22 protein-coding genes are annotated in these 20,974 nt (G+C 66.2%); 6 read left to right on the forward strand and 16 right to left on the reverse strand.

Annotation, left to right across the window (positions count from 1 at the left end; translation table 11 throughout):
* Nucleotides 1–119: 119 nt before the first annotated feature.
* The 6 genes from NI1_RS05240 to NI1_RS05260 all read right to left on the reverse strand — a co-directional run bounded on the left by NI1_RS05240 (nucleotide 120) and on the right by NI1_RS05260 (nucleotide 6,120).
* Nucleotides 120–926 carry a phosphotransferase family protein gene (locus tag NI1_RS05240; RefSeq protein WP_218026682.1) on the reverse strand — a complete coding sequence of 269 codons (807 nt, stop codon included), beginning with the start codon at nucleotides 924–926 and terminating at the stop codon, nucleotides 120–122.
* 168 nt (nucleotides 927–1,094) lie between these two features.
* A complete protein-coding gene (locus tag NI1_RS05245; RefSeq protein WP_067814490.1) occupies nucleotides 1,095–1,280 on the reverse strand; it encodes a hypothetical protein in 186 nt (61 codons plus the stop codon).
* A 579-nt stretch (nucleotides 1,281–1,859) separates the two neighbouring features.
* Nucleotides 1,860–2,030 (reverse strand): hypothetical protein, encoded by a 171-nt coding sequence (locus NI1_RS37755; RefSeq protein ID WP_157534943.1) that lies wholly within the window; start codon nucleotides 2,028–2,030, stop codon nucleotides 1,860–1,862.
* A gap of 368 nt (nucleotides 2,031–2,398) precedes the next feature.
* Complete coding sequence (locus tag NI1_RS05250) at nucleotides 2,399–3,856, reverse strand: flavin-containing monooxygenase (RefSeq protein ID WP_067814492.1); 1,458 nt, start codon at nucleotides 3,854–3,856, stop codon at nucleotides 2,399–2,401.
* Entirely contained in the window at nucleotides 3,853–5,475 is a 1,623-nt protein-coding gene (locus tag NI1_RS05255; protein WP_067814494.1) for a GMC family oxidoreductase, read from the reverse strand. Before NI1_RS05255 ends, NI1_RS05250 begins: the two co-directional genes overlap by 4 nt.
* Before the next feature lie 3 nt (nucleotides 5,476–5,478).
* Nucleotides 5,479–6,120, reverse strand: coding sequence for a TetR/AcrR family transcriptional regulator (locus NI1_RS05260; RefSeq protein ID WP_245663072.1), 642 nt, complete (start codon nucleotides 6,118–6,120; stop codon nucleotides 5,479–5,481).
* Between the two features lie 271 nt (nucleotides 6,121–6,391).
* Between NI1_RS05260 and NI1_RS05265 the strand changes: the two genes are divergently transcribed.
* Together NI1_RS05265 and NI1_RS05270 are read left to right on the forward strand one after the other, a co-directional pair.
* Nucleotides 6,392–6,586: a hypothetical protein gene (locus NI1_RS05265; RefSeq protein ID WP_157534944.1), complete on the forward strand. Its 195-nt coding sequence runs from the start codon at nucleotides 6,392–6,394 to the stop codon at nucleotides 6,584–6,586.
* Between the two features lie 98 nt (nucleotides 6,587–6,684).
* The gene (locus NI1_RS05270; RefSeq protein WP_067814499.1) at nucleotides 6,685–7,278 is read left to right on the forward strand and encodes an HD domain-containing protein; all 594 of its coding nucleotides are present in this window, start codon (nucleotides 6,685–6,687) and stop codon (nucleotides 7,276–7,278) included.
* Between the two features lie 284 nt (nucleotides 7,279–7,562).
* Here the strand turns inward: NI1_RS05270 and NI1_RS05275 are convergent, their stop codons facing one another.
* Together NI1_RS05275 and NI1_RS05280 are read right to left on the reverse strand one after the other, a co-directional pair.
* A complete protein-coding gene (locus NI1_RS05275; RefSeq protein WP_067814501.1) occupies nucleotides 7,563–7,919 on the reverse strand; it encodes a VOC family protein in 357 nt (118 codons plus the stop codon).
* Between the two features lie 330 nt (nucleotides 7,920–8,249).
* Nucleotides 8,250–8,525 carry a GlsB/YeaQ/YmgE family stress response membrane protein gene (locus NI1_RS05280; protein WP_067814503.1) on the reverse strand — a complete coding sequence of 92 codons (276 nt, stop codon included), beginning with the start codon at nucleotides 8,523–8,525 and terminating at the stop codon, nucleotides 8,250–8,252.
* Between the two features lie 312 nt (nucleotides 8,526–8,837).
* On the opposite strand from NI1_RS05280, the gene NI1_RS05285 reads away from it, so the two are divergent.
* On the forward strand, nucleotides 8,838–10,106 hold the full coding sequence (locus NI1_RS05285; protein WP_067814505.1) for a lipase family alpha/beta hydrolase: 1,269 nt from the start codon (nucleotides 8,838–8,840) through the stop codon (nucleotides 10,104–10,106).
* 5 nt (nucleotides 10,107–10,111) lie between these two features.
* Here the strand turns inward: NI1_RS05285 and NI1_RS05290 are convergent, their stop codons facing one another.
* Nucleotides 10,112–11,197 carry an NAD(P)H-dependent amine dehydrogenase family protein gene (locus NI1_RS05290; protein ID WP_067814507.1) on the reverse strand — a complete coding sequence of 362 codons (1,086 nt, stop codon included), beginning with the start codon at nucleotides 11,195–11,197 and terminating at the stop codon, nucleotides 10,112–10,114.
* Nucleotides 11,194–12,201: a Rieske 2Fe-2S domain-containing protein gene (locus tag NI1_RS05295; protein WP_067814509.1), complete on the reverse strand. Its 1,008-nt coding sequence runs from the start codon at nucleotides 12,199–12,201 to the stop codon at nucleotides 11,194–11,196. Before NI1_RS05295 ends, NI1_RS05290 begins: the two co-directional genes overlap by 4 nt.
* Nucleotides 12,202–12,371: 170 nt before the next feature.
* Here NI1_RS05295 and NI1_RS05300 point away from each other — a divergent pair, with 170 nt between their 5' ends.
* Together NI1_RS05300 and NI1_RS05305 are read left to right on the forward strand one after the other, a co-directional pair.
* Nucleotides 12,372–12,989, forward strand: a complete 618-nt coding sequence (locus NI1_RS05300) for a TetR/AcrR family transcriptional regulator (protein WP_067814510.1) — start codon at nucleotides 12,372–12,374, stop codon at nucleotides 12,987–12,989.
* A gap of 70 nt (nucleotides 12,990–13,059) precedes the next feature.
* The gene (locus tag NI1_RS05305) at nucleotides 13,060–13,752 is read left to right on the forward strand and encodes a class I SAM-dependent methyltransferase (RefSeq protein ID WP_084522552.1); all 693 of its coding nucleotides are present in this window, start codon (nucleotides 13,060–13,062) and stop codon (nucleotides 13,750–13,752) included.
* 13 nt (nucleotides 13,753–13,765) lie between these two features.
* Here NI1_RS05305 and NI1_RS05310 read toward each other — a convergent pair whose 3' ends face one another.
* Genes NI1_RS05310 through NI1_RS05330 form a run of 5 tightly spaced genes read right to left on the reverse strand, consistent with a single transcriptional unit; the run spans nucleotide 13,766 to nucleotide 19,022 of the window.
* Nucleotides 13,766–14,794 (reverse strand): prenyltransferase/squalene oxidase repeat-containing protein, encoded by a 1,029-nt coding sequence (locus NI1_RS05310; RefSeq protein WP_067814512.1) that lies wholly within the window; start codon nucleotides 14,792–14,794, stop codon nucleotides 13,766–13,768.
* Entirely contained in the window at nucleotides 14,781–15,512 is a 732-nt protein-coding gene (locus NI1_RS05315) for a class I SAM-dependent methyltransferase (RefSeq protein ID WP_067814515.1), read from the reverse strand. Before NI1_RS05315 ends, NI1_RS05310 begins: the two co-directional genes overlap by 14 nt.
* Nucleotides 15,506–16,792 carry a glycosyltransferase family 4 protein gene (locus NI1_RS05320; RefSeq protein WP_084522711.1) on the reverse strand — a complete coding sequence of 429 codons (1,287 nt, stop codon included), beginning with the start codon at nucleotides 16,790–16,792 and terminating at the stop codon, nucleotides 15,506–15,508. Before NI1_RS05320 ends, NI1_RS05315 begins: the two co-directional genes overlap by 7 nt.
* Complete coding sequence (locus tag NI1_RS05325; RefSeq protein ID WP_067814516.1) at nucleotides 16,792–18,405, reverse strand: GMC family oxidoreductase; 1,614 nt, start codon at nucleotides 18,403–18,405, stop codon at nucleotides 16,792–16,794. Before NI1_RS05325 ends, NI1_RS05320 begins: the two co-directional genes overlap by 1 nt.
* On the reverse strand, nucleotides 18,402–19,022 hold the full coding sequence (locus NI1_RS05330) for a TetR/AcrR family transcriptional regulator (protein ID WP_067814518.1): 621 nt from the start codon (nucleotides 19,020–19,022) through the stop codon (nucleotides 18,402–18,404). The genes NI1_RS05325 and NI1_RS05330 overlap by 4 nt, the downstream gene beginning before the upstream one ends.
* Nucleotides 19,023–19,138: 116 nt before the next feature.
* Here NI1_RS05330 and NI1_RS05335 point away from each other — a divergent pair, with 116 nt between their 5' ends.
* A complete protein-coding gene (locus NI1_RS05335) occupies nucleotides 19,139–19,639 on the forward strand; it encodes an SRPBCC family protein (protein WP_067815420.1) in 501 nt (166 codons plus the stop codon).
* A gap of 65 nt (nucleotides 19,640–19,704) precedes the next feature.
* On the opposite strand, the gene NI1_RS05340 is transcribed toward NI1_RS05335, so the two are convergent.
* A complete protein-coding gene (locus NI1_RS05340) occupies nucleotides 19,705–20,949 on the reverse strand; it encodes a cytochrome P450 (protein ID WP_157534945.1) in 1,245 nt (414 codons plus the stop codon).
* Between the last annotated feature and the right edge of the window lie 25 nt (nucleotides 20,950–20,974).

Genomic DNA, 20,974 nt, shown 5'->3' on the forward strand with positions numbered 1-20,974 from the left:
GGCTTCGGTCAGCTCCCTGCTAATTCCTCGTACAGTCCTGCCAAGGCCGTGTGATCGTCCGCGGTGCCGGTGTGCGGAGCTGCGAACCAGCGCATGTACTCGACGATTTCGGATAGCCGCTAGTCGAGCGCGAACAGCTCCGTCATCGCGGGGTCCGGGTGCAGCAGGTCGTTTGCCACGGTGATCAGATCCGCGTAGTCCCGTTCGGGCGGTGCGAGAGCCAGTGACTCCCAATCGACCAACTTCACGCCTTCGGAGGTTATGACCTGGTTGTCATTGTGCGGTTCCCCGTGCGTCGGCACCCACGAGTCCCGTTGGGAGAAAGCGACTTCCGTCAATTCCAAGTAGCGGGCGGTCCAGCGTTCGATTGCGTCGTCATGCGCGGCAATAGCTAACCGTGCCTGCTCTGCCAGCGGGCCGCTCGTCCAAGGCTCGGCCGTGCGAGCTCGCACTTCATCGGCGAACTCGGCACCGACTTGCGGGGTCCACGACCGCAGATCGTCAGGTGGAGCAGCGCGATGCAGCGCGGCCAGCGCGAGCACGACCTCACGGACATGCCGGGGCTCGCGGGCCTCCGCCTCGCTCGGGCTGCGGCCCGCCAGCCACGGCGTCACGCTGAGCGCACCGGCCCCGACGTCCACGGTGAACCGCCCGGACCGGGCAGGCAACGGCGCACACACCACGTCCAACCCAGCGGTGGCCAATGCGGCTGCGCCGGCGTAAGCAGCCTCCAGGGACTTCGCAGTGTGCCTGGGCTCCAACTGGTCCAACGTCACGAACAATGTGGTGCCCCCGCCGGTCACCCGCCAGTGGTGCGCGCCGAAACCCCATGGCAGATAGCTGATATCAACAATTTCTGGCAGCCAGTGGGTAGCGGCCGCCTGCGCGATCGCCTCATCGCTGATGAAAGAGGGGCGGGAAAGCACAAGATCGGATTCTATGATGCATGCGGACACAGGAGCATGCGGTTTTCGGAGCGCGGCCGAGCCCCGGTCAGAACTGCCGAAACACTCTGTCGACCAGGCGATCACCGCGTCGTGCGGGCGAAATCCGGTGCCGACCTTGCTTACGCGGTCACCACCGCGGCGCGGGACCTACCGGTCCTCGGGCGGTGCGGTGGCCGTGTGGTCGATCCGGTCGGCGAGTTCAGCGGCGTCGAAGGCGGCGCGGATACGTTCGGCCAGCGGGTGCCGCGCGGCAGTGTCCAGACCGCGCACCCGGTCGCGTTCGTCGACGAGAGTGTGGTCGAGTTCGCTGCTTGCGGGAACGACGGTGCGCATCGCGGTCTCCTCTCTGACACTGCGGATGGTCCGAGCCCGGACCGGAGCTTGAGGGTGCGGGTGAGCCCGCAAGCCTGCTGCTGAACGGGCCCACCCGTGGACGGAAGAGGTTCGAACGAAACAGTGTGCTGATTGCGGTATTCCGTATGTGGGGCACGGTGCCGCACGGCCGTATGTAATGCCACCTCCGGTGGCCCGGGCGCCGGGCCGCATCGACACAACGTGCGCGGCGCTTCGGCGCGCGAGGAGCACGGTCTCGGCGTCGACACGACGCCGCCCCACACCGGGAATCCGTGGTGAATCTCTGACAGGCATCACCTCACTTCCCACCGAGGACAACGGACGCCAGCGCCAGCGCGCGACCCGCTCGGCACCGGGGCCCGGTTCTTGATCGAACAGCTGTGAGAATATCTGTGTCAAAAGACACAGATAATATATAGCACTCCAGACAGGTGAGTGCAAGAGGCATCAGGAGATAATCTTCGGGGAATGGCCATGAGGGGGAAGGGTGCAGTCGCCGCCGCTCCCCTCCCCGGTGCGGCTCGTCACGGTGGCCTGGCCTGTCGGCGTCGCCTCAGATCAGGCTGCCCGCGACCGGTGCCGGCCCTCGCCGAGCGAAGGCTGCCAGACCGGAAGTTCCTCGGTGACGGGTTCGGCCGCGGCGTGCAAGTGTGCACTGAACGCATCCAGGCTGCCGTAGCGGGCCAGTATCTGCTCGGCCAGAGCGAGCGCGGGGGAGTGGTCAAACATCAAGTGCCTCCTTACGCCCTGAGCATCGAAAGCCGGGATGCTCGGGGCCACATGATCATTCGCCCCGCATTCTGCATGCTCTGCCATCCTGGTGTGGCAATTTCCGGGAAAACCTGTGACCGATCGTGCCGGACATGTCCTGAATCGTGTCAGCGCAGCAGGTTTCACCCCGATTGGCGCGAGCGAGCGGTTAATGTCCAGGGATGGATCGACGGTTCGAGCAAACCGGTCGCGTTGCAACCGCTTCGCGGGCCGCCCCGGTCAGCACGACCAGCGGCATCTCAGGGCGCCGGCTTTGACGGCGACGTCGAACTCTGCCCAGGAAGCACCTGCGGGAACTCGTCCGACCCCGTGACAGAACACCGCTCTCACGCCTGCGTCACTACGTAGTCCTCCGGATTGAAGCGGGCGGTCATGCGGCGCAGGCGACGTGCCGACCAGGGCCAGGAGAAGCCGTTGCGGCCGTTCTTGTCGAAGTAGTAGCTGCGGCATCCGCCCGAGTTGTAGACCGTGTTCCGGAGCGCGGCCTGGACCTCGTTGTTGAACTGCCGCATCACCTTTGCCCGCACTTCCAGCGATACCGCGCCGCTGCGCCGCAGATGCGCCAATGCCTGAACCACCTGCTGCAACTGGGACTCGACGATCAGGAACCCCGATGCGACGGCCGACACGTTCGGCCCGAAAAGGATGTAGAGGTTAGGAAAGCCCGGCACCGTGGTCCCGAGGTAGGCCTGCGGGCTGCCGTCCCAGTGCTCGGCCAGACTGCGCCCGTCGACGCCCCTGACCTTGCCCGCGATCGGCATATCGAGAATCTTGAATCCGGTCGCCAGGATCACGACATCGACTTCGATCTTGGAGTCGTCCTCGCCGATCAGGGTGTTTCCGCGAACGGCGGTCAGCCCGGTCGAGACGACCGAGACGTTCGGGCGGGCGAGCGCCGGGTAGTAATCACTCGACATCAGCAGCCGTTTACAGCCGACCGACCACTCGGGCGTGAGGGCGGCGCGCAACCCGGGGTCGTCGATGGCCGCATGGATATTCCGGCGTCCGAGCCACTTGAATGCGGCCTGCCCCCAGCGATGGTTGAACGCGATATTGGTGAGTTCGAGAATCAGTTCCTCACGCCGACGATTGAATTCGTGCACCCACCGCAGCCGATGCACACCCAGGCGGCGCGCGATGCGGGACCGCGCGGGCTCCAGCTTGGGCACCACCCACTGCGGAGTCCGTTGCAGGACATGGAGTTCGGCCACCTGCTCGGCAATGCTCGGCACCACTTGGATCGCCGAAGCGCCGGTTCCGACGATCGCCACCCGCTGTCCGGTCAGATCGACATCGTGATCCCAGCGCGAAGTGTGGAACACCGGTCCCGGGAAGGAGTCGAGGCCGTCGATATCGGGCAGGCTCGGCTCGTGCCAGGGGCCGGCTGCGGCGACGAGCGAACGGGCACGGATCTCCCCGCCGCTCGTGTCCAGTACCCAGCACCGCCGCGACCCGTCCCAGCTCGCCTCGAACACCTCGACTCCGAGCCGGAGATGCTCGCCGACCCCGAAGCGATCGGCGGTCTCACGCAGATAGGACAGGATCTCCGGCTGCGGCGCGAATTTCCGGCTCCAGCGATCGTGTGGCGCAAAGGAATACGAGTAGGCGATCGAGGGGATATCGACCGCGCACCCCGGATAGGTGTTGTCTCGCCAGACGCCACCGACGCTGTCGGCCTTTTCCAGTACCACGAAATCGGTGATCCCCGCCTCGCGCAGCTTGATCGCGGTGCCGAGACCGGAAATGCCGGCGCCGATCACGGCAACCTCGTGCAGGGGGATCATGCGTTCTCCAGTATCAGTTGGGCGGCGCGCTCGCCGATCATGATCGACGGCGCGTTGGTGTTGCCGCCGGGAATGGAAGGCATCACCGACGCGTCGGCGACTCGCAGCCGCTCGATGCCGCGCACCTTCAAATCGGGGTCCACCACGGCTCGTTCATCCACGCCCATACGACAAGTGCCGGTCGGGTGATAGACGCTCGAAATCCGGCGGCGTGCGTCCTCCCGAACAGCCGCCGGTGTGGTGCCGCTGCGGCCGGGTGCGACTTCGGCGCGGACGTAGGAAGCAGCCCCCGGGTTTGCCATTGCCTCGCGGACGATCTCCACCCCCGCCATCAGCGCGTCGAGATCCGCGGACGCGCTCAGGTAGCGAGGGTCGATCACGGGCTCTAACCGCGGATCGCGCGAGGCCAGCCGAACGGTTCCCGAGCTCTCCGGATAGAGCAGCACCAGATAGACCGTGAAACAGGCGCCGTCGATGTCGGGGTGAACTCCTGGAATCGTGGCGTCGGCGCCGCGGCGACCGAGCGGAGTCGCGAACAACTGGAGATCGGGAACGGTGCCGGCGTACTCCGATCTGATGTGCGCTATGCCTTCCATGTAGGAGCCGGCCAAGAAGGTCGAGTTCGCCCGAATGCGCTCCCTGGCCATCGCGGCCACGAACTTCGCCGGACCGAGAACGGGCCCCTCGGTCACGTTGTAGACCACGGGTACGACGGCGTGGTCCTGCAAGCCCTCACCGACCGGCAGGTCGCCGAGTACCGGAATCCCGTGTTCGGCAAGATGCGCGGCCGGTCCGATTCCGGAGAGCATGAGCAGTTGAGCGGTGCGGAACGAACCGGCACTGACGACGACTTCCTGGTGTGCGACAAGACGTTCCGTGCCTCGCTTGGTGGCGACTTCGACGCCGACGGCGGCGCCTTTGTCGATCAGGATCCGCGTGGCCTGCGCACCTGTCCGCACGTGCAGGTTCGGCGGCGCATCGCGCAGGTACGCCTCCGCCGAGCTCTGGCGACGCCCACCGGCCGCGTTCCATTGAGCGACCGAGACGCCCTCCTGTTCGGCGGCGTTGTAGTCGGCATTGCGGGCGACTCCCGCGGTGGTGGCGAGCGCGTCGAGGAACGCCTCGGTCACCTCGGCGAGATCGCGCGCACGGGTGACACCGATCGGTCCGGAGCCGCCGCGATAGTCGTTCGCGCCGTCCTCGAACGCCTCCATCTGCTTGAAGATCGGGAGCACCTCCGCGTGACTCCAGCCGACGCAACCGGCCGCCGCCCAGTCGTCGTAGTTCCGGTGGTGACCGCGGGACCAGATCATCCCGTTGACAGCGCTGCCGCCACCCAGTCCGCGCCCGTGCATCTGCGATACCCGGCGTCCCGCGGCATGTGGCTGCGGGCTGGTGCGCGGTTGCCAGGTGACACTGCGCTGCAATGCGCCGACCCCGTGCATCGCCCCGACCATGCCCGGAACCCGGACGAGCCGCGAGTCGTTGCGCCCACCGGCTTCGAGCAGCAGGACCTCGGCACCGGCATCGGCGATCCTTCGTGCCACGGCCGCGCCGGCGCTGCCGCCGCCGACCACGATGTAGTCCGCGGATTTTTTGGCCGGGAATTCTCTAGCCACGGGTCATTTCTCCTTGCCGGATCGCTCGATGGCGACGGACGGGTAGTTACGGCGAAGCGCGACAAGGGCATTGCTCAGCTCGATCGCCGCCTGCAATCGGGCGTCCTCGAGTTCCGGTCGCGGCAGCACTTCTCGGAGAACGGCCTCGCCGTCGAACAGGTGCACCAGCGACGTACCCATCAACCGCAGCACCGCGGGATCGACTCCCGCGCCCGACGAAGGCAGCACCGCGAGCTCGTCGACGGCGGCGTACAGCCGTGACGCCACCGGGGTGAGCTGCTCACGCAACTCGGCATCCGTGCGAGCAGCGACGAGCAATTCGAACCAGACCGCGTTGATCTGCGACCGCGACTGCCTCCGCGTCAACGCGAGCATCTCCCCGACGGGCGCGTCACCGAGCGCGAGAAACCCCGCGAGATGTCGTCGCCCGACCTCTTCGGCGACTTCGACGATCAGCGCGAGTCGCGAGTCGAAATGCCGGAACAGCCCACCCTTGGATACCCCTGCCCGAGTGCAGATCTCGCCGAGCGAAGCCCGGTGATAGCCGATCTCGGCGATGGTCTCGATCGTCGCCCCCACAAGCGCCGCCTTCGTGGATGCCGTGCGCTCGGCCTGGGTGCGCCGCACCTGCTGTGTCTCGGTCACACAGCAGATTGCAACCAATCGGTCTCTAAATGTCAATAGGTCGAGAGGTATTGGGGGACAGGAACATTCGAGCAAGTGCCCGTCATGAGCAACTATCCCAGTGGCCGGGACTTCCCCTTGCCGCAACAGATCTCAGTCTCCGTCTACACACGGTCGCGGAGCGCCTCGTCGGCCACCCCGGATCGCGCGGGACGCGGCAATAGCGTGTGTTCGTCCTCCGGTGCCATAGGTTCGCGTCATGAGGGTGCGCATCCAAGCTGGCGACAAGCCGATGACCGTCACATTCGAGATCCAAGGCGACGAGCGAGAACTTGTCGCGGGCGACTACATGATCGTGGAGTACGAGAGCGCCGATGGCCTCACGGACGACGTTCATGTGGAACACGGTGAGCAAGGCGTCGCCATCTACATGCCCTCGAGCAGATGGCGAGTGTGGTCTTCCGCTGGTGACGAGATCACGCCCTAACCTCGCCGCTGGCCGGTACCGGTCAGCGCGCCATGCGGCAAATGAGTGCGTTCGTGTAGGTCCGACGAATCTGATCTTGTGGCGATTACCGTGGCCGAATGACATCAGGCATGCTCGAGCGGGCCTTGACCGACCAACTCGAACTTCCGTTGCGGCCGCTGCCCGATAGTGCTGCGGCGATCGTTCGAGCGCTGGATGCTCCGCCGCGGCTGGCCGCGCACCTGCGTGCGGTCCACGACGTGGCCAGCCAGTTGCTCGATTGGCTGAATTCCGCCTACGGCACAGTACAATTCGACGCCGATGCGGTGCTGTTCGGTGCGGCCATCCACGACATCGGGAAAGTCCTGCATCTTGCCGAGTTGTCTGGCCCCGGCTCAGCGCACGAAGCCGACGGGTACCAACTTCTTCTCGACCATGGAGTGCCCGACAGCCGTGCCCGGTTCGCACGTACCCATGCCGCGTGGACCGATCTCGACATCGGCATGGACGATCTTCTGGTCAGTCTTGCCGACAAGATTTGGAAGGCCAAACGGGTTCCTGAGCTCGAACAGCTCATCGTGCATCGCTTGGCCGTGGTCAGCGGGCAAGAACCCTGGCAGGTCTTCATGACGCTGGACGAAGAACTCGACAGGATCGCGGCCGGCGCTGATCAGCGATTGGCCTTCCAGGCCGCCTTCCCGATCACCACATAGGCTGCATCGCAGACAATCCGCGCTCAACGCGGCAATAGCGGACACGCGCCTACGGCCGGTGCTCGGCCTCATCCGGTAGTACGAACCGATGGATGGCCACTGCGAACTGTCGCAAGGGTGCTGGCTGTTGAGCTGCGGTTTCGTCGTGTGAACGGCGAAAATCTGCGCACTAAGCCGGCCGGTTCTAGGGGTCTGCCCATCGCTTCCCGGTTACGGCTTCAGTGACAAGCCGGGCGTTGTTCGTCGACGAGGTCCGGTCATTCTTCCGGCTGGTCCGCTGATGGTCACCCGTACTCGGTAAGCGGCTGGCTAAAGATCAACAAGTGCCCATCGGGTGTCCGTACGTTGAAGTCGCGCATCCTGTAGGGCCGGTCAGCCAGTGGCTCGACGATGTCGGCGCCACGGGCGCGCAGCTCGTCGTGGCAGGAATCGACGTCGTCGACGACAACCACCACCCTGGCCGGGCCGACAATGCTTTCGGCGTATAGGTGAAACTCGGCGGTGTCGCGGATCACGGCCGCGTAGCTAGGTGGGGTCTCCCAGGTGAATATGGTGTCGAATCCGAGCACGTCCGTGAAGTACGACCGCGCTGCCTGCACATCTCGGCACGGCAGCACGGGAACCGCCACCCGCATGACCATTCCGTCACCTTAGCTGACTTTGGCTTGAGATCGCTGATCTTGGGTAGGGTGCTGGCCGTTAGCGGTTCCTCCCGGTGGTAAGGGGAAGCTCTGCACGTTCACGGTAGCTGCAGAGGCGGGCCGTGCGGTGAACGGAATTTCCGTACCGATCGTGAGATGTGTTGCGCCACAAGATCAATTCCAATGCCGCCTCAGCGAGAATGCTCGCTCATCGGCATGTACGGGGGGGCTGACGCGCTGGTATCCGCGACAGTGGCATCGATAGTTCCTGCGCCGAAAATGCCTCGAGGGCAGTGCGGCGCACTGCCCTCGGGCGGAAGTTCACAGCCCTCAGCGCAGCGCGCCGCGGCGCCCGGTGACGAGCCCGACGAGGAACAGCAGCAGTACCGCGCCCCCCAAGCAGGTGAAGAAGCTGAACCACAGGCCCCCGCCCTCGACGTCGACACCGAGGAGCTTCAGCAGAAACCCACCCAGCAACCCGCCGACGATACCGACGACGATGTTGAGCAGGATCCCTTGCTGAGCATCGGTTTTCATGATCTTGCTACCGATCCAGCCGGCGAGACCGCCGATGATGATCCAGCCGAGGATTCCCAATCCGAGCATCGAATTCTCCGTCCATTCCGCTGCTGCTGCCCGGTACGGCAGCAGCACGAAACGGCTATACCCGCCGACAACACCGTCAACCACCGCACCCGGCGCGGGTCCTAGCTCACCGTCCCGCAACGGCCCTCGCCGCAGTCATCGAAGTGACCCGTGGCGATCTGGACATCGACGGAGCCTGGCAAGCGGGCGAACTGTTCTGGACGGCAACCCCAACCGCTCGAACTGCTACCAGAGGTGTGAGGTGTACTGGGTAACGGACGGGACGCCGAGGTTGCACTCGCATGGTTCAGTGCACATTTGTACACTGAAACGATGGTGGAGTCGATGCGGCAGCGGCGAGCGGAGATACGGGCACTCGCGCGCCTCGCGGGCGATGAACTCGGCGGCGCGATCAATGGGATCGGGGCCACGCACCGGGCGGTCAGCGATCATGTGTTCACGGCGGTGTCGTGGGGAATCGGGCCGGCGGTGCGGCCGGTCAAGGTGGTGCACGATGCCATCACCTCGGGGGTGTATCGGGTGGTCAGTGGTGGCGCGGTCGCGGCCGGGTCGGTGGCCGAACTGGCGGCGGAGCTGCCGGGGCTTCCGATGCCCTCGCGCACGGTGTATGGGTCGGGGTTGATCGCTGCCTTGCAAGGATTGATCGGTGACAGCCTCGAGGAGAAGCGTCCGATCCTGGCCTCGCCTATGACTTTTCGTATCGACGGGGAACCTGTCGGGGCGCGTGAGCTCGGCGCGGTGGTGGCGAATCCGCGCCCGCGCATCGTGGTGTTTCTGCACGGGCTGGTGGAGACCGAGCATGCGTGGCGGTTGGGTGGGCGGCCCAGTTACGCGGAGCGGCTCGATTCCGATCTCGACCGCAGCACGCTCATGGTGCGGTACAACAGTGGTCTGCGCATTGCCGAGAACGCCCGGCAACTCGACATGCTGCTGCGGGAGCTGCACGCGCACTGGCCGGTCGAGGTGGAAGAGATCGCTTTGGTCTGCCACTCGATGGGCGGGCTGATCGCCCGCGGCGCGTGCCATGAAGCCGATGCCGAGGGCCAGGACTGGGTGCGCCGAGTTCGCCAGATCGTCTGCCTTGGTTCCCCGCATCTGGGCGCGCCCCTCGAACAGTTTGTCCACTATGCCTCCGCGGCGCTGAACCAACTGCCCGAAACCCGCCCGTTCGCTCGTCTGCTGCGCCGCCGCAGTGCCGGAATCCGTGATCTGCGCCAGGGCTCGCTGGTGGACGAGGATTGGAGCGAACTCGACGTGGATGCCTTGCGGCGCAGAGCCGTTCAGGAAGTGCCCTTGCTGCCGGGTGCCGACCACTACTTCGTCACGGCGTCCATCGCCCGCAGTCCACGACACCCGCTCGGCCGCATCATCGGCGACGGCCTGGTGCTGCCCAGCAGTGGTTCCGGGCGAAACCGCGTCCGCCGCATCGGATTCGACGATGCCAACGGCCTGCATCTGCCCGGTGCGAACCATTTCAGTTTGCTCAACCACGAGACGGTCTACAACGCTCTGCTCGACTGGCTCGGTGACAAACCAGCGGCCGTACCCGCCGCCGCTCGCCCGGCAGGTGAGGTGCGATAGTCGGGTCAGATCTTGAATCGTCCCGCGAAGGCGCGAAGGGGTAGGTCGGCGCTGGTGATGATGCCCGGTCGGGCGGCGACGACGGAGGCGATCGCGTTGAGGGCGGGCAGGCCGGTGACGCTCATGCCGATGGAGGCGAAATTGGCGGGGTCGGACAGGTCGAAGCCTTTGCGGGGGAAGATCATGTGCTTGCTGTAGATGCTCGGGTCGCCGGTGACCTGGGTGATGTAGCAGCCCTTGATATTCCAGGCCGGGTCGGTGTGCGGGGTCATCTGCCATTCCAGATGGGACTCCACGCGCGGTACTCCGTCGACGAGGCCCTGGTATTTGATGTAGTTCGCGCCCAGCGAGCCCTTCGGCAGGAAATACCAGCCCAGGTCGACGTCCTCGGTACAGGCGCCGAGTTCGTAGCTGAACTTCACTTCGTCGAGTTCGAGGCCGAAGGCGTCGGCCATCAGGTAGACCGAGTCGGCGAAGACCGCGGTGTACTTGTGCAGGGAATCGGGGATGGTGGGGTCGTCGATCGGACGCCCGTAGCCGACCGCTTTCCAGGTTTCGGCGGAATGGTGGCAGGAGACGTCCACCGATTCGGTGACGGTGACGTTTTCGATGTCGGCCACGTCGGCGGTGTGGACGATGCCGAGGATCTGGCACAGGCCCGGGTTCATGCCGGTGCCGTAGAAGGTGGATTGCCCACGCTCACAGGCGCTTCGGATGACGTCGCTGACCTTGCGCCCGGACGGATGGGGATGGTTGGTGTCGCGGTGGTATCCGGTGATCCAATCCGCGGTCGTCACCACGTCGATCCCGGCTTCGAGCACCTGCTCGTACAGGTCCTCGTCGGGGAAGACCCCGTGGAAGGTGAGCACGTCGGGGCGCGCGGCGATGATCTCCTCGATCGAGCCGGTCGCGATCACCCCGATCGGTCCCAGGCCGACGATCTCGCCCGCGTCCCGCCCGATCTTTTCCGGTGTGTAGCAGTGCAATCCGACCAATTCCAGCTCCGGATGGTTGCGGATGCGGCCGATCATCTCGGTACCGAGATTGCCGGTGGCGACCTGGAATACCCGGATCTTGGCGGGAGTGCTCATGGCGCGGGCCTTTCGGGGAGTGCGGCGGCGGGATAGAACTGGCGGGCCCAGGCACGCAGCGCGGTGAACCCGTCGAATTCCTTGCGCGACAACGCGGGTGGGTCGGAGTAACGCTGATGCGCCCAGATCTGGATGTCGGCCTCGAATTGCTCGATGACGAATCCAGCCATGGTGGTCCCGTACCGGTTGATCTCGGGGGAGTCGTCGCCGGGGCGGCGGCCGATCCATACCGTGAAGCGCACATCGCAGGTGTGCTCGTCGACCGGGGTGACCGCGGGCATGGTGCGGTTGTCGATCATGCCCCAGCTCTTGGTGATCGAGCAGCCCAATCCGGCATTGATCGACTCGACGCCGCTGTGCACCTGATCCGCGGCGATCTCGGCGTCGAAGGCGACGGTGAAATCGACGTACGACACCGGCCCGGAGAAGTCGTGGCGGGTGAACTCGGGCACGAACGGGGTTTTGTGCACGAACTTGAAATGCGCGAAGTCGACGCCGTTTTCGAGGACGTACTGCGGATGCAGTTCCAAGGCGGGGCGATACAACGTGGCGGCGGGCACCGGCGGGAAGTAGTCGGCGGCGGTGCGATCGTCGCCGAACGCCTCGAAGATGTCGGGCACCTCGAAATACGGTGCGCGGCCTTCGATGTCGTACCAGATCCACACCGCTTCGTTGCGCTCGACGACGGGATAGCTGCGCATGCGTCGCCCGCGATTGGGGTGGCTCTCGTAGGGGATACAGACATTGCGGCCCTGCCGATTCCACTCCCAGCCGTGGAACGGGCACACCAGGTGCTCGCCCGAAACGTGCCCGCCGTAGCCGAGGTGCGCGCCGAGATGCTCGCAGTAGGCGTCGAATACCGCGATCGCGCCCGAAGCCGAACGCCAGGCCACCATCTCGCGCCCGAAGTACTTCATCCGGTGCACCGCGCCGGCGGTGATCTCGGCGCACCATGCGACTTGGAACCATCCGGTGGGCTCCATCGACAGCGGCGGTTTCGCCATCTCGATCCTCCACGCCTCGACGCGCCGATCCGACTGTGCGGCAACGGCAATCGACTGTTTCGATCACCCCATCGTCCGCGGCGCCCTAACCGTAGAACCCTCCGCGATCAAATACAAGAGGGTTCTGTGAAAATAGAACCCGCAGGTAGCGACGGCTAGAATCGGGCCTCGTGACCGAAGCAGCAGTAAACGGCCGGCGAGCGAACCGGCGCGGCATCCAGTCGCGTGAGAGCATGCTCGACGCCGCGATCATCTCGCTGGCCACCGGCGACCCGGCTGCGGTGTCCGGCAATCGAATCGCCCGCGATATCGGCGCCACCTGGGGTGTGATCAAGTATCAGTTCGGGGATATCGACGGCCTGTGGGCCGCGGTGCTGCGCCACACCGCCGACAAACGTGGTGATCTGCCGGCCGGAATCGCCGGTGCGGGAACGCTGCCCGAACGAGTGAGCGCGCTGATCCACGCCATGGCCGGCGGTCTGCGCCGACCGGAATCCCTGGCGATCGAAACCCTGCGCGCGGCCCTGCCCCGCGGCCACGCCGAACTCGAACGCGACTACCCGCTCACCGCCGCGGAACTGGCCTCCTGGAAACCGGACTGGGACAAGGCATGTCAGCGCATCTTCGCCGACCTGGAACTCGACCCGGTCAAGGTCAGAAAGGTGGCGGCGCTGATCCCGGCCGCCATGCGCGGCATCACCTCCGAACGCACCTTGGGCACCTACGGCGACCTCGATGATGCGCTCGAAGCCCTCATCGGCGGCATCGTCGCCTACCTGCGACCCTGATCCGGGGCCTGGGCATATTTCCGGACACTGTTCCGGATAGCAGTCCAGTCAATATGTTAGCGTGCAGCGCATGAGCCGTGCGAACAGTGATTTCGAACTTGTCGGCAGTTCCGCGGCGACAGCGGACCTCTCACCCGCGACCCGGACTTTGTTCCAAATCGCCGAGCAGGTAACCGGGTTCATGCCGCCGGTGGAAGGCCGCGCGCTCTACGAGGCGGCCCGCGCGCACGCCGCCGACGGGATCATCGTCGAAATCGGCACTTACTGCGGCAAATCGGCCATCTACCTGGGTGCGGCCGCTCGTGAGTGCGGAGCCACCGTGGTGACCGTGGATCACCACTCCGGGTCGGAGGAGCATCAGCCGGGCTGGGAGTATCACGACACTTCTCTCGTCGATCCGGAAACGGGGGTGTTCGATACGGTGACCTCATTCCGCCGCAATCTGATTCGAGCGGATCTGACCGATACCGTGATCGCGATCATCGGCTCCTCGGCGGCGGTCGCCCGCCTCTGGCGGACCCCGGTGCGCATGCTGTTCATCGATGGCGGGCACACCGAGGCCGCCGCCCAGCGCGACTACGACGGTTGGGCCCCATGGGTTTCCGAGGGCGGCGTACTCGCCATCCACGATGTGTTTCCCGATCCGGCCGAGGGCGGGCAGGCCCCCTACCACGTCTATCGGCGGGCGCTCGACTCCGGATGGTTCCGGGAGCTGTCGGTCACCGGCTCGTTACGGATTCTGGAGCGCACCGTCGCTTCGTAGCCGGCGGTGCGGCTCATCGATCGCCGAGCGGATCCCGGAAGATCCCGTTCGCCGGGGTCGCCCGGGAGAGGGCGTCGGCTGCCAGCACGACCGCCGCGGCGGTCCAGGTGGTGCGCTCCTCTGGCCAGCGTTTGCAGTCGGCGAAAACCAGTCCGGTCCAATAGGATCCGTCGGCCTCCCGCAGATGCTGCATATCGCGGAACAACCTGACCGCACGCTCGGTCTCGCCGATCGCGTCGAGCGCCAGCACCAGCTCGCATGTCTCGGCCCCGGTCGCCCACGGCGCGTCGGATACGCACCGGATGCCCATGCCCGGCACGACGAACTCGTCCCAGTGCCGGTCGATCCGCGCGCGGGCGGCCGCACCGCGCACCGCGCCGCCGAGGATCGGGTAGTACCAGTCCATGGAGTAGCGGCTCTTGTCCAGGAACGCTTCCGGATGCTCCCGCAGGGCGCGACCGAGCCTACGGCGACCCATTGCCCAGTGCTCGGCGCGCTGACCGAGACGTTCGGCCAGCGCCAAGGCGCAGCCGAGGCTGTGATAGATGCTGGAGCACCCGGTGAGCAAGGCTTCGCCGGAACTGCCGGAATCACCGGCCGACCAATGGATTTCACCGTGCTCGCCCAGTTGCAGCCCGAGCACGAAGTCGATGCCCGCGCTGACGGCGGGCCACATCTCGCGGGCGAATCCGGTATCGCCGGTGCTCAGTAGGTAGTGCAGCACCCCGGTCGCCAGGTAGGCGCAGAAGTTGGTGTCGGCATCGGGATTCTCCACCGCGCCCCGGCGAATCCGCACGGGCCAGGAGCCGTCCGGGCGCTGGTTCTTCGCCGACCAGATGTAGGCGTCGCGTGCTTCGCGCCACCGCCCGGTCACCGTCAAGGCCATGGCGGATTCGACGTGGTCCCACGGATCGGTGTGCCCGCCGTCGAACCAGGGCAGTGCGCCGTCGGGTTCCTGCGCGGCGGCGATGGATTCACCGGTGCGCCGGATGTCGTCGGCGGTGAGCACGCCGGGCACGGCGGGCAGTTCAGCGGGCGGCATCGCGCACCGCCGGCTTGGTGAAGTACAACGCCACGGACTTGCCGATGAGCGGATCCAAAAGGCGCTCGGCGGTACGGGTGAGCCTGGGCGCGGACATCATGTCCCACACCAGCATCCGGTGATAGGCGGCCACCGCGAAGTGGTCGTCGCGGCGTACGCCCACCGCGCACTTGAGCCACCAGTAGGGGGCGTGCAGTGCATGTGCGTGGTCGCGCCGCAGGAAGCGCAGGCCGCGCGCGGTGATGCGGTCGCGCAGTTCGTCGGCCCGGTAGATGCGGACATGGCCGCCTTCATTGGCGTGATATTCGTCCGACAGCGCCCAGCAGATGCGCTCGGGCAACCAGCGTGGCACCGTGACGGCCAGCATGCCACCGGGCCTGAGTACCCTGATCAGCTCCGCGATGGCTTGCGCGTCGGACGGGATGTGTTCGAGGATCTCCGAGGCGATGACCACATCGAATTCGCCGTCCCCGTAGGGCAGGTCGAGCGCATCGCCGCGTACGGTCTCGGCTTTGGCGTAGCCGGGCGCTTCCCCGGCCTGTGTCATCGCCTCGAACATGGCATCCACGTCGGCCAGGTCGGCGGCGTTCTGATCGAAGGCCACGATGTCGGCCCCGCGCCGGTATGCCTCGAACGAGTGCCGTCCCGCGCCGCAGCCCACGTCGATCACGCGGGTTCCGGCGCGGACGCCGAGGCGGTCGAAGTCGACGGTCAGCATGAGCTCTCCTGCACGGGGGTCGGGGTAATGGTCTCGGATCGGCGGGTGCCGTGAGCGGCGGCGTTGCGCCGGTCGATCGCCCGCTCGTACACGCTGACGGTGCGTGCGGCGACCGCCGGCCAGCTGAAGGTGTCCAATGCCCGGCGTCGTCCGGCGATACCCAAGTGCCGCAGTCGATCCGGGTCCCGCAGCAATGCGTCGAGGACACGGGTGAGCGCGTGCACGTCGCCGGGCTCGACGAGCTCGGCACAGTCGCCGAGGACCTCGGGCAACGCCCCGGCCCGGCTGGCCACCAGGGGTGTGCCGCTGGCCATGGCCTCCACCGCCGGCAGCGAGAACCCTTCGTACATGGACGGAATGCAGGCGATGTCCGCGGAGGCCAGCAGCCGCGCGAGGTCCTCGTCGGCCAATCCGCTGACGGCGGTGACGATATCGGCCAGGCCGAGTTCGGCGATCAGCTTCTCGGTGGGTCCGTTCGGTTCCAGTCTGGCCACCAGTCGCAGCTCCACTTCGTGCTCGGTACGCAGTCGCGCAACAGCTTTCAGTAGATGCGCGATGCCCTTGAGTGGTTTGTCGGCGCTGGCCACGGCGACGATTCGCCCCCGGACTCGCGGCTGCTCCCGCGGCCGGAAAAGCTCGGTGTCCACGCCCAGCGGCACGGTGTGCAACTGCTGTGGCGCCACCCCGAAGTCGGTCGCGATATCGGCGGCCGACGACGCGGAGACGGTGATCAAGTCCGGTATCCGCCGCGCGACCCGCTGTTGCATACCGAGGAATCCGTACCAGCGCCGTACGAAGGGTTTGCGCCGCCACGGCGCGGCGGCCAGGTCCACCGCGCGATCCCGCGTGATCGGGTGGTGGATGGTCGCGACCAGCGGCAGCGTGCGCGCGATCTCGAGCAACCCCGGCCCGAGGCACTGATTGTCGTGAACGACATCGAAATCGTCTGCGCGGGAGCGTAACAGCCGGGCCACGCGCAGGCTGAAGGTGCGTGGTTCGGGAAAGCCCGCCGTCCACATGGTGCCGAGCTCGAGCAGATCGATCCGGTCGCGCAGCTCGCGCGGGTGTGGCGTGCGGAAGGGGTCGTCGTCGCGGTACAGGTCCAGGCTGGGCACCTCGGTCAGCCGTACCCGGGGATCGAGGTGCTCCGGATAGGGCTGCCCGGAGAACACCTCCACCCGGTGGCCGAGTTCGGCCAGTCCCTGACTGAGGTAGCGGACGTAAATGCCTTGTCCGCCACAGTGTGTCTTGCTGCGGTAGGACAGCAGTGCGATGCGCATCAGGCCACCGCGCCGAGGAATTCCGCGCACTTCTCGCCGATCATCATCGCCGGCGCGTTGGTGTTGCCGCCGGTGATGCTGGGCATGATGGAGGCGTCGGCGACCCGCAGTCCCTCGATACCGCGCACTCGCAGTCGCGGATCGACGACGGCCCGCTCGTCGACGCCCATGCGGCAGGTGCCGACCGGATGGTAGACCGAGTGCACCCGGTGGGGCAGCTCGCGCCGCAGCGCGTTCTCGTCGGCGAATTCCGGGCCGGGCGCGTACTCCTTGATCACGTCGGCGGCGATGCTGTTGTGCGCCATGATCTCCCGAACCGTTTTCAGTCCGGCGACGAGGAAGTCCGTGTCCCGCGGATCGGTGAGATAGCCGGGGTCGATGAGCGGTGCGGCGAACGGATTCGTGGAGGCCAGCCGCACCTGCCCGCGGCTGTGCGGGTAGATCAGGCTGGGCAGCACGGTCAGCGCGGGCTGACGTTCGACGAGGTAGATCTTGTCCTCGTCCTGGTTGGGCGTCGGGTAGCTCCAGGGTAGGGCGTGCAGTTGCAGATCCGGGAAATCGCCGGTGGCGTAGTCGGTTTTGACGAAACCGACCGATTCGAACACGGTGCGCCCCATCCACGAGCTGCCCGGCCGCCGGAGCTCACGCAGCAGGGTGCGGGCGAAATACGTCGGAATGCCCCGGTGCACAGCCTTTTTGGAGACGAAGGTCATGGGTACGAACAGGTGGTCGTGCAGATTCTGCCCCACCGGCAGGTCGGCTTCGACGTCGATTCCGAGGGCGCGCAGATGCGCGGCCGGCCCGATGCCCGAGAGCATGAGCAGCTGCGGTGAACCGATCACACCGGCGGAGACGATGACCTCCTTCCCCGCGTGCAGTACCCGCCGCATGCCGCGCTCGTCCGCGATCTCGACGCCGGTGGCGCGGCCGTGCTCGACGATCACGCGGGTGGCGTGCGCGCCGGTGAGCACCGTGAGGCCGTCGCTGCGTCGGTCGGTGAGGTAGCCGCGAGCGGAGCTGTAGCGCAGGCCGTTACGGACACTCTGCTGGAAGACCGAGATCCCTTCCTGCGAGGCCCCGTTGTAGTCCTCGATGATCGGTGCGCCGAGGGTCTCCGAGGCCGCCACCATGAATTGCCGGGAGATGGGGGTCAGATCCTGCTGCCGGGTGACCTCGATGGGTCCGCCCGCACCGCGCAAGTCGCTCGCGCCGTCCTGCCAGTTCTCCAGGCGCTTGTACGCGGGCAGCACCTCCCGGTAGCTCCAGCCTGTATTGCCCGCGGCCGCCCAGGAATCGAAGTTGGCTCGGTTCCCGCGGACGAACAGCATGCCGTTGACGGAGCTGGAACCGCCCAGCACCTTTCCCCGGGTCATCGGGATCGTGCGACCGGCGGCATGCGGTTGCGGAATCGAATACTGCTTCCAGCAGACTCGTTGCTTGAGTCGCGGAATCGTGTGGACCATGGTGATGAGCCCGGGGGTAGTGACCAGTCGAGTGTCGTCGGTGCGCCCTGCTTCCAGCAGGATCACCCGTGCGTTGTGTTCCGCCAGCCGGCTCGCGACCACCGCGCCGGCACTGCCGGCCCCTACGACGATGTAGTCGGCTTCGCTCATTCTTCCGCCTTGTCTGCCGTGTTTGCTGCCCGAGCACCGCCGTGTGCGAGTACTCGTCGTGCGCATGCCGAAAGCAGGTCTGCCACTTCGGAATACGACAGGTGTCCCATCCCGCCCTGGAGCATCGCGCCGGAGTAGAGCAGCTCGAGCATGTCGAGCGTGCTGGGGTCGTTCGAGCCCAATGCGTCGGTGAGCCGGCGGCGAATCTCCGAGCCGATGCGGACGCGCAGGTGCCGTACGTCGGGATCGTCGCCCAGCAGCGCGCTGCTCACCGCACCGGCCAGGGCGGGCTCGTCGGCCACGAGCAGCGACACCTGCCGCAGTACCGCTATCACCCGCGTCGTGCTGTCGGTCTCGCGAGTCACCGGTTCCGGGGTGGCCGCCAGCCGCCGCCAGAACACCTCGGAGATCAGATGTTCCTTGGACGAGAAGTACGTGTAGGCGGTCGCGGTGCCGACGCCCGCCGTGGCCGCGACCATTCGGATCGTGGTGCCGGAATAGCCTGCGCGCGAGAGCACCTCGACAGCGGCGGCGGTCAGCCGGTCGACGGTGTCGGCCTGCTTTTCGGTCAAGCGCCGCCGTGTCGCTTCGATACCGTTGGACGCGGGTTCGGACATGTGTCTGGATAGTACTGTAGTCTCTTGTCCGGGACAATTGATTCGAGTCGTGATCATCGCCGGCCAGATGGCCTCGATACCGACTCTCCGCACCGGAAAGGGACCCGATGTCCGCGATGTACCCATGCCGCCCTGTCGATTCCGCGTTCGTGGACACCGCGCCACACCGCTTCGCCAATACCGTCGAACTCGCGGTGTCGCCGGAGCAGGTGTTCGAGGTGCTCGCCGACGCCGCGTCCTGGCCGCGGTGGGCCTCCGTCATCACCGGTGTGACCTGGACCAGTCCGGAACCGCACGGCATCGGCACCACCCGCACGGTCCGGATGCGTGCGGGCATCGTCGGCAACGAGGAGTTCCTGGCGTGGGAACCGAACACGCACATGGCTTTTCGGTTCAACGAGTGCTCCACCCGCGGCATCACCGCCTTCGCCGAGGACTACCGGATCGTTCCCACGGCGACCGGATGCCGGCTGACCTGGACGCTGGCCATGGATGGCGACCGGCCGACCGGAGTGTCGCTCCGGCTCTTCCGGCCGTTGATGAACGCGACGTTCCGGTGGTTCCTGCGCAACCTGCGCACCTTGACGAACCGCAGATTCGCGACCGCGGCGCGCTGAGCTCGAAACCGTTGTGATAGTCCCGATCCCGTCCGCATGCCGGTCGGGATCGGGACTACCAGAGGTTACGAGTAGCGGACCTGCCAGTGCTTGATGCCGTTGATCCAGCCGTTGCGCAGGCGTTCGGGCTCGGCGAGCTGGGTGATATCGGGCATGGCGTCGGCGATGGCATTGAACATCAGGTCGATTTCCAGGCGCGCGAGGTTCGCTCCGACGCAGAAGTGTGCCCCGGTGCCACCGAACGCCAGGTGCGGATTGGGGTCGCGCAGGATGTCGAAGGCGAAGGGATCCTCGAACGCGTCCTCATCGAAATTGGCCGAGCCGTAGAACAATCCGAGGCGCTCGCCCGCACGAATCGGTTGCCCGCCGAGTTCGGTGTCGGCGGTGGCGGTGCGCTGGAACACCGTCACCGGGGTGGCCCATCGGATGATCTCATCGGCTGCCGTGCGGGGGCGCTGCTGTTTGAACAGCTCCCACTGGCCGGGGTTGTCGATGAACGCCTTCATACCGTGGGTGATGGCATTACGCGTGGTTTCGTTGCCCGCGACCGCGAGCAGGATGACGAAGAAACCGAATTCGTCCGAGCCCAGCGCTTCCCCGTCGAGGTCGGCGTTGACCAGTTGCGTGACGATATCGTCGCCGGGGTCGGCGCGGCGCTGTTCGGCCATGTTCCAGGCGTAGCCGAGGATCTCCACGGACGCGTTGTCCGAGGCGGTGGTGGTGACGGTATCGCCGTATTCGGGATCGTCGTAGTTGATCATCTGATTCGACCAGTCGAAGAGCTTGCGCCGATCCTCCTGTGGCACGCCGAGCAGTTCGGCGATGGCCTGCAACGGCAGTTCGCACGCCACCTGCTCGACGAAGTCGCCGCCGCCGGCCTGCTTGGCCGCGTGCACGATTCGCTGCGCGCGTGCGGTCAGCGCCGCCCGCAATCCTTCCACCGCGCGCGGACTGAACCCCTTGGAGATGATGCGCCTGATCTTGGTGTGCTTGGGCGGGTCCATATTGACCAGCAGCGCGCTGGTCAATTCGATCTGATCGATGGTGACCTGTCCGGGCAGCCGGATGATCGAGCCCTTGCGCTGGGACGAGAACAGCTCGGGGTTGCGCGAGATCTCCTTGATGTCCTCGTGTTTGGTGACCGCCCAATAGCCGCCGTCCCGGAAGCCGCCGGAGTTGTTGTCGGTTTGCGCGTTCCACCAGACCGGTGCGGTGCGGCGCAGTTGCGCGAATTCCTGGACGGGATTGCGGGTTTCCCAGAGTGCGGGATCGGTGAGGTCGAATCCGGTGGGTAGCACGGGCGCGGGCACGGGTTCCTCCTGATAGGCCGACATC

Origin of the sequence: Nocardia inohanensis NBRC 100128, from assembly GCF_001612945.1 — a bacterium.
GTDB classification, from domain to species: Bacteria; Actinomycetota; Actinomycetes; order Mycobacteriales; family Mycobacteriaceae; genus Nocardia; species Nocardia inohanensis.

Coding starts and splice junctions, on each gene's coding strand:
- NI1_RS05245 (WP_067814490.1), bottom strand. CDS start 1,280: ATGCGCACCGTCGTTCCCGCAAGCAGCGAACTCGACCACACTCTCGTC.
- NI1_RS37755 (WP_157534943.1), bottom strand. CDS start 2,030: ATGTTTGACCACTCCCCCGCGCTCGCTCTGGCCGAGCAGATACTGGCC.
- NI1_RS05250 (WP_067814492.1), bottom strand. CDS start 3,856: ATGATCCCCCTGCACGAGGTTGCCGTGATCGGCGCCGGCATTTCCGGT.
- NI1_RS05265 (WP_157534944.1), top strand. CDS start 6,392: ATGACCGTCACATTCGAGATCCAAGGCGACGAGCGAGAACTTGTCGCG.
- NI1_RS05270 (WP_067814499.1), top strand. CDS start 6,685: ATGACATCAGGCATGCTCGAGCGGGCCTTGACCGACCAACTCGAACTT.
- NI1_RS05275 (WP_067814501.1), bottom strand. CDS start 7,919: ATGGTCATGCGGGTGGCGGTTCCCGTGCTGCCGTGCCGAGATGTGCAG.
- NI1_RS05280 (WP_067814503.1), bottom strand. CDS start 8,525: ATGCTCGGATTGGGAATCCTCGGCTGGATCATCATCGGCGGTCTCGCC.
- NI1_RS05285 (WP_067814505.1), top strand. CDS start 8,838: ATGGTGGAGTCGATGCGGCAGCGGCGAGCGGAGATACGGGCACTCGCG.
- NI1_RS05290 (WP_067814507.1), bottom strand. CDS start 11,197: ATGAGCACTCCCGCCAAGATCCGGGTATTCCAGGTCGCCACCGGCAAT.
- NI1_RS05295 (WP_067814509.1), bottom strand. CDS start 12,201: ATGGCGAAACCGCCGCTGTCGATGGAGCCCACCGGATGGTTCCAAGTC.
- NI1_RS05305 (WP_084522552.1), top strand. CDS start 13,060: ATGAGCCGTGCGAACAGTGATTTCGAACTTGTCGGCAGTTCCGCGGCG.
- NI1_RS05310 (WP_067814512.1), bottom strand. CDS start 14,794: ATGCCGCCCGCTGAACTGCCCGCCGTGCCCGGCGTGCTCACCGCCGAC.
- NI1_RS05315 (WP_067814515.1), bottom strand. CDS start 15,512: ATGCTGACCGTCGACTTCGACCGCCTCGGCGTCCGCGCCGGAACCCGC.
- NI1_RS05320 (WP_084522711.1), bottom strand. CDS start 16,792: ATGCGCATCGCACTGCTGTCCTACCGCAGCAAGACACACTGTGGCGGA.
- NI1_RS05325 (WP_067814516.1), bottom strand. CDS start 18,405: ATGAGCGAAGCCGACTACATCGTCGTAGGGGCCGGCAGTGCCGGCGCG.
- NI1_RS05330 (WP_067814518.1), bottom strand. CDS start 19,022: ATGTCCGAACCCGCGTCCAACGGTATCGAAGCGACACGGCGGCGCTTG.
- NI1_RS05335 (WP_067815420.1), top strand. CDS start 19,139: ATGTACCCATGCCGCCCTGTCGATTCCGCGTTCGTGGACACCGCGCCA.